The sequence below is a fragment of the Streptomyces sp. NPDC050504 genome, assembly GCF_044458065.1.
Classification (GTDB): domain Bacteria; phylum Actinomycetota; class Actinomycetes; order Streptomycetales; family Streptomycetaceae; genus Streptomyces.
Genome location: NZ_JBITHO010000008.1, coordinates 429,424 through 445,492, shown reverse-complemented (window position 1 = coordinate 445,492; position 16,069 = coordinate 429,424). Strand labels below are relative to the sequence as shown.

Genomic DNA, 16,069 nt, shown 5'->3' with positions numbered 1-16,069 from the left:
AGTTCACCTGGGGCGGGCCGGGGGCCCGGCCCTATTCGCTGGGCAGCCGGTACCCCATGCCCCGTACCGTCTCCACGCGCTGCGCGCCCAGCTTCTTGCGCAGCGCGCGGACGTACACGTCGACGATGTTCGAGCCCGGGTCGAAGTCGTACCCCCACACGTGGGAGAGGATCTGCTCGCGCGAGAGCACCTGGCCCGGGTGCCGCAGGAACAGTTCGAGCAGGACGAACTCGCGTGCCGTCAGGTCCACCGTCCTGCCGTCCGCCCGCGCCCGGCGCGTGCGCAGGTCGAGGCCCAGGTCGCCGCAGCGCAGCACCGTCACCTCGGGGGCGCGGGCCGCGGTGCGCAGCCGCAGCCGGATCCTGGCCAGCAGCTCCTCGAAGCGGAACGGCTTGGTCATCCAGTCGTCCGCGCCGCCTTCGAGGCCCGCGACCGTGTCCCGTACGGAGTCCCGCGCCGTCAGCACGATCACCGGCAGCGTCGCCCGCGCCTCGCGCAGCTGGCGCAGCACCGTGAAGCCGTCCCTGCCGGGCAGTCCGATGTCCAGGACCAGCAGGTCGAAGCCGCCGGTCAGGGCGTAGTCGAGGGCGGTGTCGCCGTCGTGCGCGACGGTCGTGGTGAAGCCGTTGGCGCGCAGGCCCTTCTCGACGAAGGAGGCGATGCGCTCCTCGTCCTCGGCGATGAGGATGCGGTTCATGGCAGCTGCTTCCCTTGTCTCTCCGGGGCCGGCAGATCGAGGACGAAGGTGGCCCCGCCGCCCTCCGTCGGGCGCAGTTCGACCTCGCCCCTGTGGCCCTGGGCGATGGCCCTGACGATGGCGAGCCCGAGCCCGGCGCCGCTGGTGCGCGAGCCGCGTCTGGTGGTGCCGCGCCGGAAGCGCTCGAAGATGAGTTCGGCGTCCTCGGCGCGGACGCCCGAGCCGCTGTCGGCGACGTACAGCTCGATGCGGCCGGGCCGCGCCACCCGCGAGCCGATGCGGATCCGCCGGCCGGGCGCGGTGTGCTGCACGGCGTTCTGCGCGAGCTGGACCATCGCCTGGGTGATGCGCTGTGCGTCCAGCTCCACCTCCAGGTCGGCGACGCCGTCCAGCTCCCACGCGCGCTCGCCGAGCGCCCGCGCCTTGACGAAGACGTCCGCCGTGAGTTCGCCGAGCTGGACGGGTCCGGGGGTGACGAAGTCGGGGCGCTCGGCCTTGGCGAGGAGCAGCAGGTCCTCCACGATGCGGCTCATCCGGTCGAGTTCGTCGGTGACCAGGCGTACGGTCTCCTCGCGCTCGGCGGGGTCGTCGCCCATGAGTTCGAGGTGGCCGCGGACGATGGTGATGGGGGTGCGCAGCTCGTGCCCGGCGTCGTCGACGAAGGTCCGCTGCGCGGCGAAGGCCCGCTCCAGGCGGTCCAGCATCGCGTTGAACGTCGCGGCGAGCGCGGCGATGTCGTCGCGGCCCTGGACGGGGATGCGCCGGGTGAGGTCCTGCTCGGTGAGCTGGGCCGCGGTCGTCCGCACGAGGCGCACGGGGGCGAGGATGCGGCCCGCGACGGCCCAGCCGATGCCGGTGGTCATCAGGAGCGCGAGTCCCGAGATGGCCAGCAGGGTGCGGAACGCCTCGTCGGCGACGGCCCGTTCGGCGTCGGCGTGGAAGGCGACGACGAAGGCGGCGGGCGGGGCGGCGCGCCCGGATCCGGTGGTGTCCGGCGTCGCCGTGTCGCCCTTGAGGGTGATGGGCACCTTGGCCCAGCGCACCTCGCCCCGGGGGCGGTCCAGGGTGCCGGACGGGTCGGTGGACTCGAAGATCTCCACGAGCGCGTCGCGGTCCTCGTGGAGCGCCACGTGGGCGGGGATGTCGCGGTTCTGCCGGATCACGTAGGGGGCGGCGCCCGGGGCGTGGTCCCGGCCGGGCGTCAGGCCGAGCAGTTCCTCGTCGGGATCGGCGTACTGGCGCCTGAGGAAGACGTTGAGCAGGGTGCGGGGGTCGGTGAAGCGCTCGCCCGTGCCGGGGTCCCGGCCCTCCTCGACGAAGTTCGCGAACTCCCCGCTCTCCTGGGTGAGCAGGCCGCTGATCCGGTGGTCCACGTCGCGCAGCAGGATCGAGCGGGTGGCCGTGGCCACGGCGGCGAGGGCGACGGCCATCACGAGGAGCAGCCAGAGCAGGATCCGTACGCGGGCGGAGACCACCGGCCTCCTGCGCGGGTCAGTTGTCGTCACCGCGGTCGTCACCGGGGCCTTCACCCCGGTCGTCGGCGTCGTCGTCGCCGGTGGTGGAGGGGCCGGGGACGACCGCGTCGGTGGGGGCGGAGGTGGGCGTGCCCGCCGGGCTCCGGGTCGGGGCCGGGCCCGGGGTCGTCGGGGCCGGGCTGGTGTCCAGCTCCACTTGGGCGGGGACCTCGGGCTTCTCGGGGTCGTCGGTGAGGAGGTAGCTCGTGGCGGCTATGCCGACGGGGATCGCTACGACGGCGGCGAGGGTTGCCAGGCGGTGGGTGAAGGCGGCCATGGCGTCATCGTCGCGGGGCGGGGTGGGGCGCGGGTGAGGAGAAGATGAGGGCTTCTTCATGTCGCCGTGCCCCCGGGGCGCTCCGTCGGGGGCGCGGGGAACTCCGCGACCGGCCGGCCACCGGGCCGCGGGCGGACGCCCGCCGCGCGCGGGACCGGCGCCCCGCGGGGCCCCGCGCCGTCCCGGGCCGCCCGCCGTGCGTCCCGGTCCCCGCGGGCGCGGCCGGCTACGCGTCGAGGCCGATCGCGAACGCCGCCTCCAGGTCGTGCTGGGAGTACGTGCGGAACGCCACGTGCGTGTCCGTGCCCTCCACCCCGGGGATCTTGCTGATCCGGCCCGGGATCACGTCCGCCAGGTCGTCGTGGTTCGCGACCCGGACCATCGCGATCAGGTCGTACGTCCCGGTCACCGAGAACACCTCGCTGACGTTCTCCAGCGCGGCGATCGACTCGGCGATCTCGGGGATGCGGTCCACGCTGGTCCTGATGAGCACGATGGCTGTGATCACGGTTGACTGTCTCCCTCGGTGGCCGACGCTGAAATCCTCACTCTAGCCGCACCCCGGAAACGCCCCCAGGCGAAGAGGAAGCCGATCGCGAAGCCCAGGAGGTGGGCCAGGTACGCCACCCCCGGCCCGCTGCCCGCGCCCCTGGCCGCCAGCCACTGGAGGGCGAACCAGAAGAGCAGCACGATCCACGCGGGGAAGCGCAGGGGCAGGAAGAAGAGGAACGGGAAGAGGCTGGTGACCCGCGCCCTGGGGAAGAGGTAGAGGAACGCGCCGAGCACCCCGGAGATCGCCCCTGACGCGCCGACCAGCGTCTGCTCCGACTCCGCGTTCGCCGCCGCGTAGCCGAGCAGGGCCAGGTAGCCGCAGCCGAGGTAGAAGAGCGAGAACTGGACGCGCCCCATCCGCTCCTCGGTCATGGCGCCGAAAACGTACAGGAAGAGCATGTTGCCGAGCAGATGCAGCCAACTTCCGTGCACGAAGAGTGCGGTGAGGGGAGTGAGCGCGGCGCGCGGCGCGCCCCCGAAGAGGTCGGCCGGGACCACGCCCCAGCGTTCGAAGTAGGTGTTCTGCGCGGCGAGCAGCGCGTCGCCCGTGCCGTACGCCGGATTGAGGCCGGAGACCGGACCGGTCACGAAGAGCAGACAGCACGCTCCGATCAGGCCGTACGTGACCACGGGCCCTTGCGCCGCGACGCCCCGCCAATTGATCATGGACACAGCATGCCGCAATAGGGGCGAAGGGGACAGAGTGCCTCGCCGGGGCGCGGGGTACCCGCAAGGCCGTAGGGTTGCGGGGAGTACATCCGCAGTTCGAGGGCGCACCGCGGCATCCCGTGACGACCGCACGACGAAAGAGGACGCACGATGACGACGGTTCCCCAGCCGACCGCCGAGACCCGGTGGCGCTGCACCCTCTGCGGAAACCTCACCCGTTTCGACGTCACGCGTTCGTCGAAGGTGGTCGAGTACGTCCATCTGGACCTCGCGGGCGAGCCCAGCGTGGAGGAGCGGGAGGTGGTCAGTGAGACCATCGAGTCGGTCCGCTGCCGCTGGTGCAACGCCGTGGACCAGATCGAGCTGGTGGCCCGGCCCGGCGCCGAGGTCTGACCGGCGGGCCGGCCGGGCGGCCGGGGCAGACAGAGACAGACAGCGATGGGGTGACGGATGGTGGAGCAGCCCGCGAGCGGCGCCGAATCGGCCGACGCGGCCGACGGCGTTGCCGAGGCGCTCGACCGGCCCCTGCCCGAGGGCGTGCGGCGCCGGGTCGTCGCCCTCGTCTCGGACGCCTTCGGCGGCCTGACCGTCGGGGAACTCCCGGCGCAGCTGAGGCAGTACGCCCGGTTCACCCCGACCCGCAGGGCGAAGTTCGCGGGCAACGCCATGGCGGCCGCGCTGGAAGGTGACACGCTCTTCCGCCAGCGCATCGCCGAACGGCTCAAGGAGTCCCAGCCCGAGCTGGCCGGGGCGCTCGAAGCGGGCTCGCCGCCCGCCGCCGCCGACCCGGTCGACGTGGCGGCGGCGGCCTACGTGCTGCGCCCGGTCGGCTGGGTCAAGCTGGTGGCCGCGGCGGGCGAGGAGGCCCAGCGGGCCGACGCCGAGCGCGCGGACGAGGCCTCCCAGCGAGAGCTGGAGCGCCTCCGCGAGGAGCTGGCGCAGGCGCGCGCCCACACCAGGAGCGAGACCGAACGGCTGCGTACGGAGCTGGACTCGGCCCGCAAGGAGGCCGAGGCGGCCCAGCGCAAGCTGCGCGGCGCGCTCAGCGACGTCAAGCGCGGCGAGGCAGCGCTGCGCCGCAGGGACTCCGAGACGGACGCGATCAGGGCCGAGGCCCAGGCGCAGGTCTCGGCGGCGGAGAGCGAGACGCGCCGGCTCAAGACGCGGCTCGGCGAGGTCGAGGCCGCCCTGGAGGCCAGTCGCAGGGCCGCCCGCGAGGGGCGCTCGGTCGAGGACATGCGCCTGCGGCTGCTCCTGGACACCGTGCTGGACGCCGCGCAGGGGCTGCGGCGCGAACTGGCGCTGCCGCCCGCCTCGGTGCGGCCCGCCGACACCGTGGACGCGGTCGAGCCGGGGCGCATGTCGCCCAAGGACATCGCGGCGCGCGCCCTGTCGGAGACCGATCCTGCCCTGCTCGACCAACTGCTCGCGCTGCCGCAGGCGCACCTGCTGGTCGACGGCTACAACGTCACCAAGACCGGCTATCCGCAGATGCCGCTGGAGAAGCAGCGGCTGCGGCTGCTCGGCGGGCTCTCGATGCTCGCGGCCCAGACGGGCGCCGAGGTCACCTGCGTCTTCGACGGCGCGGAGCTGGCCGCGCCGGTGCTGCTCGCGCCGCCGCGCGGGGTGCGGGTGCTCTTCTCCAAGGCGGGCGTCACCGCCGACGAACTGATTCGCCAACTGGTGCGCGCCGAACCGCCCGGCAGGCCCGTGGTGGTCGTCTCCACCGACCGCGAGGTCGCCGACGGGGTGGCGAAGGCGGGCGCCAGGCCCGTCGCGTCCCTGCTGCTCCTGAAGCGGCTTTCACGCGTCTCGTAACTCCTGTGTGCAATGCACCTTTTGGGCCTTTCATGGGAAGGCCGGTCGAGACGTACCGTCAAACGGCCATTACTACGCGTGTGATGAAAGTAAAGAATGAGATCCCTGAGCGAGATTTTTCGCATGAGGATTTGAACTGATCACAGACAGGTCACTAGGGTCGGGGCTCGAACCTTCGCGCAGTTGATCACTCATCCGGGGTGGCAGTGGAGGTACCGCCGCGTCCGCAGCAGTTCAGCGGAGCCGGGGAGTCAACCCCCCACAGGCCCGGTAGGCGGCTCTGAGGAAGAAGGAGCTCGCCTTCGTGGCGTCCCACCGTCGTCCCAAGCAGCCGAGCCGCACCCGCGTGACCGTGCTCACCTCCGTCGCCGCCGCAGCGGTCGCCCTGACCTCGCAGGCGGCGCACGCCGACCCGAAGCCGAGCAAGAAGGAGGTCAAGGCCCAGGTCGACGACCTCTACCACGAGGCCGAGGTCGCCAACGAGCAGCACAACGCGGCCAAGGAGAAGCAGGAGAAGCTCTCCAAGCAGGTCGGCACGCTGCAGGACAAGGTGGCCCGCAGCCAGGCCGAGCTGAACAAGATGCGCAACGGCCTCGGCGCGCTCGCCGCGGCGCAGTACCGCAGCGGCGGCATCGACCCGGCCGTGCAGCTCTTCCTCTCCTCCGACCCGGACGGCTTCCTCGACAAGGCGTCCACCGTCGACCAGATCTCCGCCAAGCAGGCCGAGGCCCTGCGCACCGTGCAGGAGAAGCAGCGGGTCCTCGCGCAGCAGCGCAAGGAGGCCCAGGACAAGCTCGCGGAGCTGGAGAAGGTCCGCAAGGAGATGGGCGCCAAGAAGCGCGCCCTGCAGACCAAGCTCGGCGCCGCGCAGAAGCTCCTCAACTCGATGACCGCGCAGGAGCGCGCGGCCATGAAGCAGGAGGAGCAGCGCGCCAGCCGCGCCGCGGGCGACCGCGTCGAGCTGGGCAACGAGGTGCCCGCATCGCAGGTCGGCGCCGCCGCCATGGCCAAGGCCGCCACCCAGGTCGGCAAGCCGTACCGCTCCGGCTTCGAGGGCCCCGACGCCTACGACTGCTCCGGGCTGACCCAGTGGGCCTTCGCCCAGGTCAACGTGCACATATCCCGGGTGACGTACACCCAGCAGAACGACGGCCCGAAGGTCGGCCGCAGCGAACTGCGCCCCGGCGACCTGGTGTTCTTCAACGGCCTGTCGCACGTCGGCTTCTACGCCGGCAACAACCAGGTCCTGCACGCCCCGAAGCCCGGCGCGTCCGTCCGCTACGAGTCCATGGACTACCTGGGCAGCTTCCAGTTCGGCGTCCGCATCGGAGGCTGACACCGCTGTACGGCGCGGCCGCACGAGCCCGCGGGACCACCCCGCGACTTCTGCGCCGCGCCCCGGCCACACCCGCCCATCCGGGCGAATTTCGAGGCCGCAGACTGACTCCCCGCCCCGCCCATGACCTGTTGGTCTGAGGCGGGGCGGCCCTTTTGCCGCAGAACGCGGGCGCCGGTCGTCGTTGGTCGGGGTGTGGTCGCCCGGCTACTGTCTGCCCCTGTCCTGACAGCAGATCAGCGGAAGGGAGTGCGGCTGCCCGTGGCGTCCCATCGTCGTCCCCCCACAGCTTCCGGCCTCACGCAGAGCGCCCGGGTCAAGGTCACCGTCCTGTCCGCCGCGGCGGCCACCGCGGCGGTCTGCGGCACGGCCCCGGCCAACGCGGACCCGCAGGCCGACACCGTCACCACCCAGGCGAAGGTCGACCGGCTCTACGCCGAGGCCGAGAAGGCGACGGAGCGGTACAACAAGGCCGAGGAGAACGCCGACCGGCTGCGCACCCAGGTCGCCGAGGCCCGCGACCGCACCGCGCGGGGCCAGGAGCGCATCAACCGCATGCGCACCGCGCTGGGCGCCATCGCCGGGGCCCAGTACCGGGCGAGCGGCATGGACCCGGCGCTCACCCTGCTGCTGTCCGACGACCCCGACTCCTACCTGGAGAAGGCCGCGGCCCTCGACCGGATCAGCCTGCGCCAGGCGGGCGCCCTGCGCGAGGTGCAGCAGGCCCAGCGCCAACTGGGCCAGGAGCGCGCCGAGGCCGCCCGCAAGCTCGCCGAACTGGAGCGCAGCCGCGCCGAGGTGGCCGGCCAGAAGCGCGCCGTCACCCGCAAGCTCGCCGAGGCGCGGCGCATGCTCAACGCCCTGCCCACCGAGGAGCGCGCGGAGTTCGACCGGGCCTCCCGCTCGGGCCGCGACGCGATGCCCGCGCTCTCCGGCACCCCGTCCTCCTCGCGCGCCGCCGCCGCGGTGACGGCCGCGCGGCAGGCGGTGGGCCGCCCGTACATCTGGGGCGCCAACGGGCCGAGCGGCTTCGACTGCTCGGGGCTCACCCAGTGGTCGTACGCCCAGGCGGGCGTCGGACTGCCGCGCACCTCGCAGGCGCAGCGGTACGCGGGGCGCCAGGTCCCCCTCTCCGAGGCGCAGCCGGGCGACCTCGTGGCCTACCGGGACGACGCCAGCCACATCGGGATGTACATGGGCAACGGCCAGGTCGTGCACGCCCCCTACCCCGGTGCGGCGGTGCGCTACGACCCCGTCGGAATGATGCCGATCTCGTCGGTGACCCGCGTCTGACCCGCACCGCATTCCGTACGATCGGCCCTGTGGCTGGTCACGGAGGCGCGCGAGGTGCGGCGAGGCGCAGGGGCGGTGCGGGACTCGGGGGCGCACTGCTGCTCCTGGCGTCCGCCTGTGGCGCGCCCGGCACGGCCCCCGACACCGTCGCGCGCGACATCCAGCACACCCTGGACGGCCGCGCCGCCGCCGTCCTGGCCCGGGACGCCGACGGCTACCTCGCCGCCGTCGACCCGGGCGCGACGGGGCTGCGGGCGGCGCAGCGCACGGAATTCGCCAACCTCGCGGACGTGCCGCTGAGCTCCTGGGAGTACCGCGTCGCGGGCGTGGAGCGCGAGGGCGGCGACCGGGCCACCGTCCGGGCCGAACTGCGCTACCGCATCACCGGGTACGACAGCGTCCCGGTCACCGCCGAGCGCGAGCTGGAGCTGGGCCGCAGGGACGGGCGGTGGTACGTCACCGCGGACCGGCCCGGCGAGGACGGCGGCCGCCAGCTGTGGCAGCAGGGCGACGTACAGGTGGTGCACGGCGCCCGCAGCCTGGTCCTCGGGGTCGGGCAGAGCCGGGCCAGGCTCAAGGGGATCGCCGGGGACGCCGACCGCGCGGTGCCCGCCGTCAGCGCCGCCTGGCCCGGCGCCTGGGCCCGGCGCGTGGTCGTCCTGGTGCCCGCGTCGCTCGACGGGATGGCGGGCCTCCTCGGGGCCCCCGCGGCCGGCTACCGGGGCATCGCCGCGGTCACCACGGGCGAGGCGGGCGGGTCGGGGACCGCGCCCGCCGACCGGGTGATCGTGAACCCGGAGGCGTACGGCCTGCTCGGCGACTTCGGGCAGCGCGTCGTCCTCACCCACGAGACCGCCCACGTCGCGACCCGTACCCACACCTCGGCGGCCACGCCCATGTGGCTCTCGGAGGGCTTCGCGGACTGGGCGGCGTACCGGGGCACGGGGCGCAGCGCCGCGCAGGCCGCGCCCGAGCTGCGGCGCGCGGTGCTGGGCGGCACCGGGCCCGTCGAGCTGCCGGGCGACGCGGAGTTCGGCTTCGAGGGGGACGCCGAGGACCCCGACCGGCTGGCGCGCGGCTACGAGGGCGGCTGGCTGGCGTGCGAACTGATCGCCGAGGAGTGGGGCGAGGCGAAGCTGACGGCCTTCTACCGGGCGGTCGGCGCGCACCCGAGGCGCGAGGGCGCGGTGGAGAAGGCGATGAACGACGTCCTCGCCACCACGCCCGCGGAGTTCACCGCCCGGTGGCGCGACTACCTGCGGGAGCGGCTGGGCTGACGCGGGGGCGCCCGGTACTGTCGGCGGCGATGCACAAGACCTTGATCGTGACCAATGACTTCCCGCCCCGCCCCGGTGGCATCCAGGCGTTCCTGCACAACATGGCGCTGCGGCTGGACCCGGCCGGGATCGTCGTCTACGCGTCGACGTGGAAGCGGGGCGAGGAGGGCGCCCTGGCGACCGCCGCCTTCGACGCGGAACAGCCCTTCCGGGTGGTGCGGGACCGTACGACGATGCTGCTGCCGACGCCCGGGGTCACCCGGCGCGCCACCGAGCTGCTGCGCGAACACGGCTGCACGTCGGTGTGGTTCGGCGCGGCGGCTCCGCTGGGCCTGATGGCGCCCGCGCTGCGGAAGGCGGGCGCGCGGCGTCTCGTCGCCACGACGCACGGCCACGAGGCGGGGTGGGCGCAGCTGCCCGCGTCCCGGCAGCTGCTGCGGCGGATCGGCGATGCCACGGACACGATCACCTATCTGGGCGAGTACACGCGCTCGCGCATCGCGTCCGCGCTGACGCCGGAGGCGGCCGGGCGGATGGTCCAGCTGCCGCCCGGCGTGGACGAGAAGACCTTCCACCCCGGGTCGGGCGGCGACGCGGTGCGCGCGCGGCTCGGCCTGAGCGAGCGCCCCGTGGTGGTCTGCGTCTCGCGCCTCGTGCCGCGCAAGGGCCAGGACACGCTGATCAGGGCCCTGCCCTCGATCCTGCGGCAGGTGCCGGAGACGGTGCTGCTGATCGTGGGCGGCGGGCCGTACGAGGCGGACCTGCGGCGGCTCGCCGCGGACACCGGGGTCGCGGAGTCCGTGCGCTTCACCGGCGCGGTGCCCTGGGCGGAGCTGCCCGCGCACTACGGGGCGGGCGACGTCTTCGCGATGCCGTGCCGCACGCGGCGCGGCGGGCTCGACGTGGAGGGCCTGGGCATCGTCTACCTGGAGGCGTCCGCGACGGGCCTGCCGGTGGTCGCGGGCGACTCGGGCGGGGCGCCGGACGCGGTGCTGGACGGGGAGACCGGGTGGGTGGTGCGGGGCACCGAGCCCGAGGAGTCGGCGGAGCGGATCGTGGCGCTGCTCCAGGACGCGGAGCTGCGGGCGCGGATGGGGGCGCGGGGGCGGGCGTGGGTGGAGGAGCGCTGGAGGTGGGACCTCCTGGCGGAGAGGCTGCGCGCGCTGCTGTAGCCCCTGGACCCCGGGGTGGCGAGCCCGCTCGCGCGGGGTGGTCACCTGCGGGCCGGTGGAGGGCTGGTCGCGCAGTTCCCCGCGCCCCTGACGGGGCGCCTGTGCTGAACGGCCCCGGTACGACGGACCACCTAGGGGCGCGGGGAACTGCGCGGGAGTGGGGCACACGCCGCGCGTGCCCACCCAGCGCGAGCGGGCTCGCCACGAGCACCCCACCCACCTAGCCCCCGGCAGGGTTTCGGGAAGGGGCGGGGTGGGGTGCCGCCCGCCGCAGGCGAAACGGCGCCCCCCCCCGGGGCACCCGGGTGTACACCCGTGCCCCGGACGTTCTCAGAAGTGACGGTCACTCCGATCTGAGGCGACGTCCACCCTTCGCGGAACCCCGCCCTCCGCCCATGCTCCGCACATGACAAGAAACCTGACGCGTCGTCACCTTCTGGGCCTCGCCGCCCTCCAGACCGCCGCCGCCATCGGCGCGACCCGCATCACCCTCGCCCCCGCCCGAGCGGCCGACGCGGCGACCACGCCCCCCGACCACGCCCCCGCCCTCGTCATAGGCTCCGGCTACGGCGCCTCCGTCGCCGCCCTGCGCCTCGCCGAGGCCGGCGTCCGCACCACCGTCCTGGAGATGGGCCGCCTCTGGAACACCCCCGGCCCCGACGGCAAGGTCTTCTGTCCCATCACCGCCCCCGACCACCGCTCCATGTGGTTCCGCACCCGCACCGAGGCCCCGCTCGCGACCTTCCTCTGGTTCGACATCAACAAGGACATCAACCCCTACCCCGGCGTACTCGACCGGGTGAACTACGGCGACATGTCCGTCTACCTGGGCCGCGGGGTCGGCGGCGGCTCCCTGGTCAACGGCGGCATGTCCGTGGTCCCGTCCCGCGCGTACTTCTCCGAGGTGCTGCCGCGCGTCGACGCCGCCGAGATGTACGCCACCCACTACCCGCGCGCTCTGCGCACCCTCGGCGTCAACACCATGGACCAGGCGTGGTTCGAGTCGACCGAGTGGTACCGCTTCAGCCGCGTCTCCCGCGCGCACGCCCACAACACCGGCCTCAAGACCGTCTTCGTGCCCAACGTGTACGACTTCGGGCACATGCGCCGCGAGGCGGACGGGCAGGCCCCGAGGTCCGCGCTCGGCGGCGAACTGCTCTACGGCAACAACCACGGCAAGCGGAGCCTCGACAAGAGCTACCTCGCCGCCGCCCTCGGCACCGGCCGCGTCACCATCGAGACCCTGCACCGCGCCAGGGCGATCCACCGGGGGCCCGGCGGCACCTACGTCGTCACCGCCGAGGTGACCGACGCGGCGGGCCGGGTCACCGCCGTCCGCGAGATCAGCTGCGACCGGCTCTTCCTCGGCGCGGGCAGCGTCGGCACCACCGAACTCCTCGTACGGGCCAGGGAGACCGGCGCCCTGCCCGCGCTCAGCGAGCGCGTCGGCACCAACTGGGGCACCAACGGCAACGTCATGACCGGCCGCGCCAACCACATCTGGGACACCACGGGCGTCAACCAGTCGACCGTGCCCGTCATGGGCATCGACGACTGGGACAACCCCACCCACCCGGTCTTCGCGGAGATCGCCCCGCTGCCCACCGGCATCGAGACCTGGGCCAGCCTCTACCTCGCGATCACCAAGAACCCCGAGCGCGGCACCTTCCGCTACGACGCGGCCACCGACTCGGCGCGGCTGAACTGGACCGCGTCCCAGAGCGAGCCCTCGGTCACCGCCGCCAAGTCGCTCTTCGACCGCATCAACCGCAAGAACGTCACGATCTACCGGTACGACCTGTTCGGCGACAACAAGCCCTTCCAGGCGAGCTTCACCTACCACCCGCTCGGCGGCTGCGTGCTCGGCGAGGCCACCGACGACTACGGCCGGGTCAAGGGCTGCCCCGGGCTGTACGTCACCGACGGGGCCCTGGTCCCGGGCTCCATCGGCGTCAACCCGCTGGTCACCATCACCGCCCTCGCCGAGCGGACCATGGCGCGCGTCATCGCGGAGGACGTACCGGACGCCTACGCCCGGTAGATCGCCTCGATCTCGTCGGCGAAGTCCTTCGCCACCACGTTGCGCTTCAGCTTCAGGGACGGGGTGATGTGCCCCGCCTCCTCCGTGAACTGGGAGGTGAGCACGCGGAATTTCCGCACCGATTCCGCCTTTGAGACCGCCGCGTTCCCGTCGTCCACCGCCCGCTGCACCTCGGCCAGCAGCTCCGGGTCGTCGCGCAGCGTCGCCGCGTCCGCCCCCGCGGGCTTGCCGTGCTCGACCGCCCAGCGCCCCAGGAACTCCTCGTCCAGCGTGATCAGCGCGCCGACGAACGGCCGCCCGTCGCCGACCACCATGCACTCGCCGACCAGCGCGTGCGCCCTGATCCGGTCCTCGATCACCGCGGGCGCGACGTTCTTGCCGCCCGCCGTCACCAGGATCTCCTTCTTGCGGCCCGTGATCGCGAGGTAGCCGTCCTCGTCCAGGGTGCCGATGTCCCCGGTGTGGAACCAGCCGTCGGCCAGCGCCTCGGCGGTCGCCGCCGGGTTGTTCCAGTAGCCCGTGAACAGGTGCTCGCCGTGCAGCAGCACCTCCCCGTCGTCCGCGATCCGCACCACGGAGCCCGGCAGCGGCTGCCCGACCGTACCGATCTTCTGCCGGTCCCACGGGTTGAACGCGGTCGCCGCGCACGACTCGGTCAGGCCGTAGCCCTCCAGGACCGTGAAGCCGATGCCCCGGAAGAAGTGGCCCAGGCGCTCGCCCAGCGGCGCGCCGCCGGAGATCGCGTACTCGCCGCGCCCGCCGAGCACCGCGCGCAGCTTGGAGAAGACCAGCTTGTCGTAGACCTTGTGCTTGAGCCGCAGCCCGAAGGACGGGCCCGCGGGCGTGGAGATCGCCCGGCTGTACGCGATGGCGGTGTGCGCGGCCCTGTCGAAGATCTTGCCCTTGCCGTCGGCCTGCGCCTTGGCGCGCGCCGAGTTGTAGACCTTCTCGAAGACCCGCGGCACGCCGAGGATCAGCGTCGGCCTGAAGGACGCCAGGTCGTCGGTGAGGTTCTTGATGTCCGGCACGCAGCCCAGCTTGATCGGCGCCATCACCGACGCGACCTCCACCAGCCGCCCGAAGACGTGCGCGGCCGGGAGGAAGAGCAGCACCGAGCACTCGCCCGTACGGAAGAGCGGCTTCAGGCGCTCCACGACGTTGCCGCACTCCGCGAAGAACGAGCGGTGGGTGAGCACGCAGCCCTTCGGGCGGCCCGTCGTGCCCGAGGTGTAGACGATCGTCGCCGGGTCGTCCGCGTGCGCCGAGGACATCCGCTCGTCCAGCAGCGCGTCCGGCACGTCGCCGCCCGCGGCCGTCAGCCGCCGCACCGCGTCGCCCTCCAGCTCCCAGACGCCCTCCAGGGCGGGCAGGGCGCCGCGCACGGACTCCACCGACGCCGCGTGCGCCGCCGACTCCACGACGCACACCCGGGTGCCGGAGTCGCCGAGGATCCACTGGATCTGCTCGGGCGAGCTGGTCTCGTACACCGGCACGGTCACCGCGCCCGCGCTCCAGATCGCGAAGTCGAAGAGCACCCACTCGTAGCGGGTGCGCGACAGCAGGGCGACCCGGTCGCCCGGCTCGACGCCGGAGGCGATCAGGCCCTTGGCGACCCCGCGGACCTCGGCGAGGAACTGCTTGGCGGTGACGTCGGCCCAGGCGCCGGCGACCTTGCGGCTCATCACCGCCACGTCCGGGTGCTGAGAGGCGTTGCGGCGGATGAGATCCGTCAGGTTGCCGTCCGAGGGGACCTCGTACAGGGCCGGAAGGCTGAACTCGCGCAAGACTGCTGCTCCTCATCGGGCGCCGGCGCCACGGCTCTGTGTTCCACCGGCTGCGGTCCAAGGTCGGGCAGGTGCTCAGTGGGGGTAGAGCACGACTGGACTGCCCGGACGTTACCCACCAGTACTCACTTACCGATAGGGGGTCCTGGCCAGATGTTCTCTGCGTCACACGATTGTGGCGGTGCATCGGGAACAGTAGTCGACCCCTTCGGCGACTCGGAAGTAACCGCAGGTCCGGCCCCCTCTATCCAGTCACCCCCGGGCCGCCTAGGGTGATCGGCATGCGAGTGAACGTGGTCAGTGACGTGCACGGGAACGCCGAGGACCTCGCCCGTGCGGGGGACGGCGCCGACGCACTGATCTGTCTGGGCGACCTGGTCCTCTTCCTGGACTACGCCGACCACTCGCGCGGCATCTTCCCCGACCTCTTCGGCACCGAGAACGCCGACCGGCTCGTCGAGCTGCGCACGGCGCGCCGCTTCGACGAGGCCCGTGACCTGGGGCGCGAGCTCTGGGCCGGGCTGACGGCCCGGGGCGTGGAGAAGGCGAGCGCCATCGAGGCGGCCGTCCGCAGGCAGTACGCCGAACTCTTCGCGGCCTTCCCCGCTCCGACGTACGCCACCTACGGCAACGTCGACATGCCGGACCTGTGGCCGGAGTACGCCGCCCCGGGCACCACCGTCCTGGACGGCGAACGCGCCGAGATCGGCGGCCTCGTCTTCGGCTTCGTCGGCGGCGGCCTGCGCACCCCGATGCGCACCCCGTACGAGATCTCCGACGAGGAGTACGCCGCCAAGGTCGAGGCGCTCGGCGAGGTCGACGTCCTGTGCTCGCACATCCCGCCGGACGTCCCCGAACTGACCTACGACACCGTCGCCCGCCGCTTCGAACGCGGCAGCCGCGCCCTCCTGGACGCCGTCCGCCGCACGCGCCCCAGGTACGCGCTCTTCGGCCACGTCCACCAGCCACTCGCCCGCCGCATGCGCATCGGCGCCACGGAGTGCGTGAACGTCGGGCATTTCGCGGCGACCGGACGGCCCTGGGCCCTGGAATGGTGACCCGCGCACACGCGATAGCCTGCACGCTGCACACCCAGCCGCACATCCAGATGCCCAGCGGACGACCGGGCTGGACGACGACCGGACCATGAGGAGCCATGGCGATGGCGGAACACACCAGTTCGAGCATCACGATCGAGGCGGCACCCGCCGACGTCATGGGAGTGATCGCCGACTTCGCGCGCTACCCCGAGTGGACCGGCGAGGTGAAGCTGGCCGAGGTGCTGGCCGCCGACGACCGGGGCCGCGCCGAGAAGGTCAGGCTGGTGCTCGACGCGGGCGCCATCAAGGACGACCACACCCTCGCGTACACCTGGACCGGTGAGAACGAGGTCAGCTGGACCCTGGTCAAGTCCCAGATGCTCCGCTCCCTGGACGGCTCCTACCGGCTCGCGCCCGTCGGCGGCGACCGCACCGAGGTCACCTACCGGCTGACCGTCGACGTCAAGATCCCCATGCTCGGCATGATCAAGCGCAAGGCCGAGAAGGTCATCATCGACCGCGCGCTCGCCGGGCTGAAGAAGCGCGTCGAGTCGGGCCCCAAGCCGGTCGAGTCGGACCCCAGGGCGTAGGGGCCGCAC

The 16,069-nt window shown here is 73.1% G+C and carries 15 protein-coding genes; 9 read left to right on the top strand and 6 right to left on the bottom strand.

The genetic code is table 11. The annotated features are described in order from the left end of the window. Positions 1-31: 31 nt before the first annotated feature. From ACIBNE_RS30165 to ACIBNE_RS30145, 5 genes are all read right to left on the bottom strand, one after another. On the bottom strand, positions 32-697 hold the full coding sequence (locus ACIBNE_RS30165) for a response regulator transcription factor (protein ID WP_399277069.1): 666 nt from the start codon (positions 695-697) through the stop codon (positions 32-34). Further along, positions 694-2,127: a sensor histidine kinase gene (locus tag ACIBNE_RS30160; protein WP_399277184.1), complete on the bottom strand. Its 1,434-nt coding sequence runs from the start codon at positions 2,125-2,127 to the stop codon at positions 694-696. The genes ACIBNE_RS30165 and ACIBNE_RS30160 overlap by 4 nt, the downstream gene beginning before the upstream one ends. Before the next feature lie 61 nt (positions 2,128-2,188). After that, entirely contained in the window at positions 2,189-2,488 is a 300-nt protein-coding gene (locus tag ACIBNE_RS30155) for a small hydrophilic protein (protein ID WP_399277067.1), read from the bottom strand. A 226-nt stretch (positions 2,489-2,714) separates the two neighbouring features. Beyond that, a complete protein-coding gene (locus tag ACIBNE_RS30150; RefSeq protein ID WP_399277065.1) occupies positions 2,715-2,996 on the bottom strand; it encodes an Lrp/AsnC family transcriptional regulator in 282 nt (93 codons plus the stop codon). Then, entirely contained in the window at positions 2,993-3,706 is a 714-nt protein-coding gene (locus ACIBNE_RS30145) for a rhomboid family intramembrane serine protease (RefSeq protein ID WP_399277063.1), read from the bottom strand. The genes ACIBNE_RS30150 and ACIBNE_RS30145 overlap by 4 nt, the downstream gene beginning before the upstream one ends. A gap of 153 nt (positions 3,707-3,859) precedes the next feature. On the opposite strand from ACIBNE_RS30145, the gene ACIBNE_RS30140 reads away from it, so the two are divergent. The 7 genes from ACIBNE_RS30140 (at position 3,860) to ACIBNE_RS30110 (ending at position 12,646) form a co-directional block, all read left to right on the top strand. Beyond that, complete coding sequence (locus ACIBNE_RS30140; RefSeq protein WP_399277061.1) at positions 3,860-4,102, top strand: hypothetical protein; 243 nt, start codon at positions 3,860-3,862, stop codon at positions 4,100-4,102. A 60-nt stretch (positions 4,103-4,162) separates the two neighbouring features. Continuing rightward, positions 4,163-5,527, top strand: coding sequence for an NYN domain-containing protein (locus tag ACIBNE_RS30135; protein WP_399277182.1), 1,365 nt, complete (start codon positions 4,163-4,165; stop codon positions 5,525-5,527). Between the two features lie 304 nt (positions 5,528-5,831). After that, positions 5,832-6,863, top strand: a complete 1,032-nt coding sequence (locus ACIBNE_RS30130; RefSeq protein WP_399277059.1) for an NlpC/P60 family protein — start codon at positions 5,832-5,834, stop codon at positions 6,861-6,863. A 261-nt stretch (positions 6,864-7,124) separates the two neighbouring features. After that, entirely contained in the window at positions 7,125-8,156 is a 1,032-nt protein-coding gene (locus ACIBNE_RS30125) for an NlpC/P60 family protein (RefSeq protein ID WP_399277057.1), read from the top strand. A gap of 29 nt (positions 8,157-8,185) precedes the next feature. After that, positions 8,186-9,433: a hypothetical protein gene (locus ACIBNE_RS30120; protein WP_399277055.1), complete on the top strand. Its 1,248-nt coding sequence runs from the start codon at positions 8,186-8,188 to the stop codon at positions 9,431-9,433. Positions 9,434-9,462: 29 nt separating this feature from the next. After that, complete coding sequence (locus ACIBNE_RS30115; protein WP_399277053.1) at positions 9,463-10,605, top strand: glycosyltransferase family 4 protein; 1,143 nt, start codon at positions 9,463-9,465, stop codon at positions 10,603-10,605. Positions 10,606-11,011: 406 nt separating this feature from the next. Beyond that, on the top strand, positions 11,012-12,646 hold the full coding sequence (locus ACIBNE_RS30110) for a GMC oxidoreductase (protein ID WP_399277051.1): 1,635 nt from the start codon (positions 11,012-11,014) through the stop codon (positions 12,644-12,646). Here the strand turns inward: ACIBNE_RS30110 and ACIBNE_RS30105 are convergent. Then, a complete protein-coding gene (locus tag ACIBNE_RS30105; protein ID WP_399277049.1) occupies positions 12,634-14,430 on the bottom strand; it encodes an AMP-dependent synthetase/ligase in 1,797 nt (598 codons plus the stop codon). The genes ACIBNE_RS30110 and ACIBNE_RS30105 overlap by 13 nt on opposite strands. A 281-nt stretch (positions 14,431-14,711) precedes the next feature. On the opposite strand from ACIBNE_RS30105, the gene ACIBNE_RS30100 reads away from it, so the two are divergent. Further along, entirely contained in the window at positions 14,712-15,488 is a 777-nt protein-coding gene (locus tag ACIBNE_RS30100) for a metallophosphoesterase (protein ID WP_399277047.1), read from the top strand. Between the two features lie 104 nt (positions 15,489-15,592). Beyond that, the gene (locus tag ACIBNE_RS30095; RefSeq protein WP_399277180.1) at positions 15,593-16,060 is read left to right on the top strand and encodes an SRPBCC family protein; all 468 of its coding nucleotides are present in this window, start codon (positions 15,593-15,595) and stop codon (positions 16,058-16,060) included. The last annotated feature ends 9 nt before the right edge of the window (positions 16,061-16,069 follow it).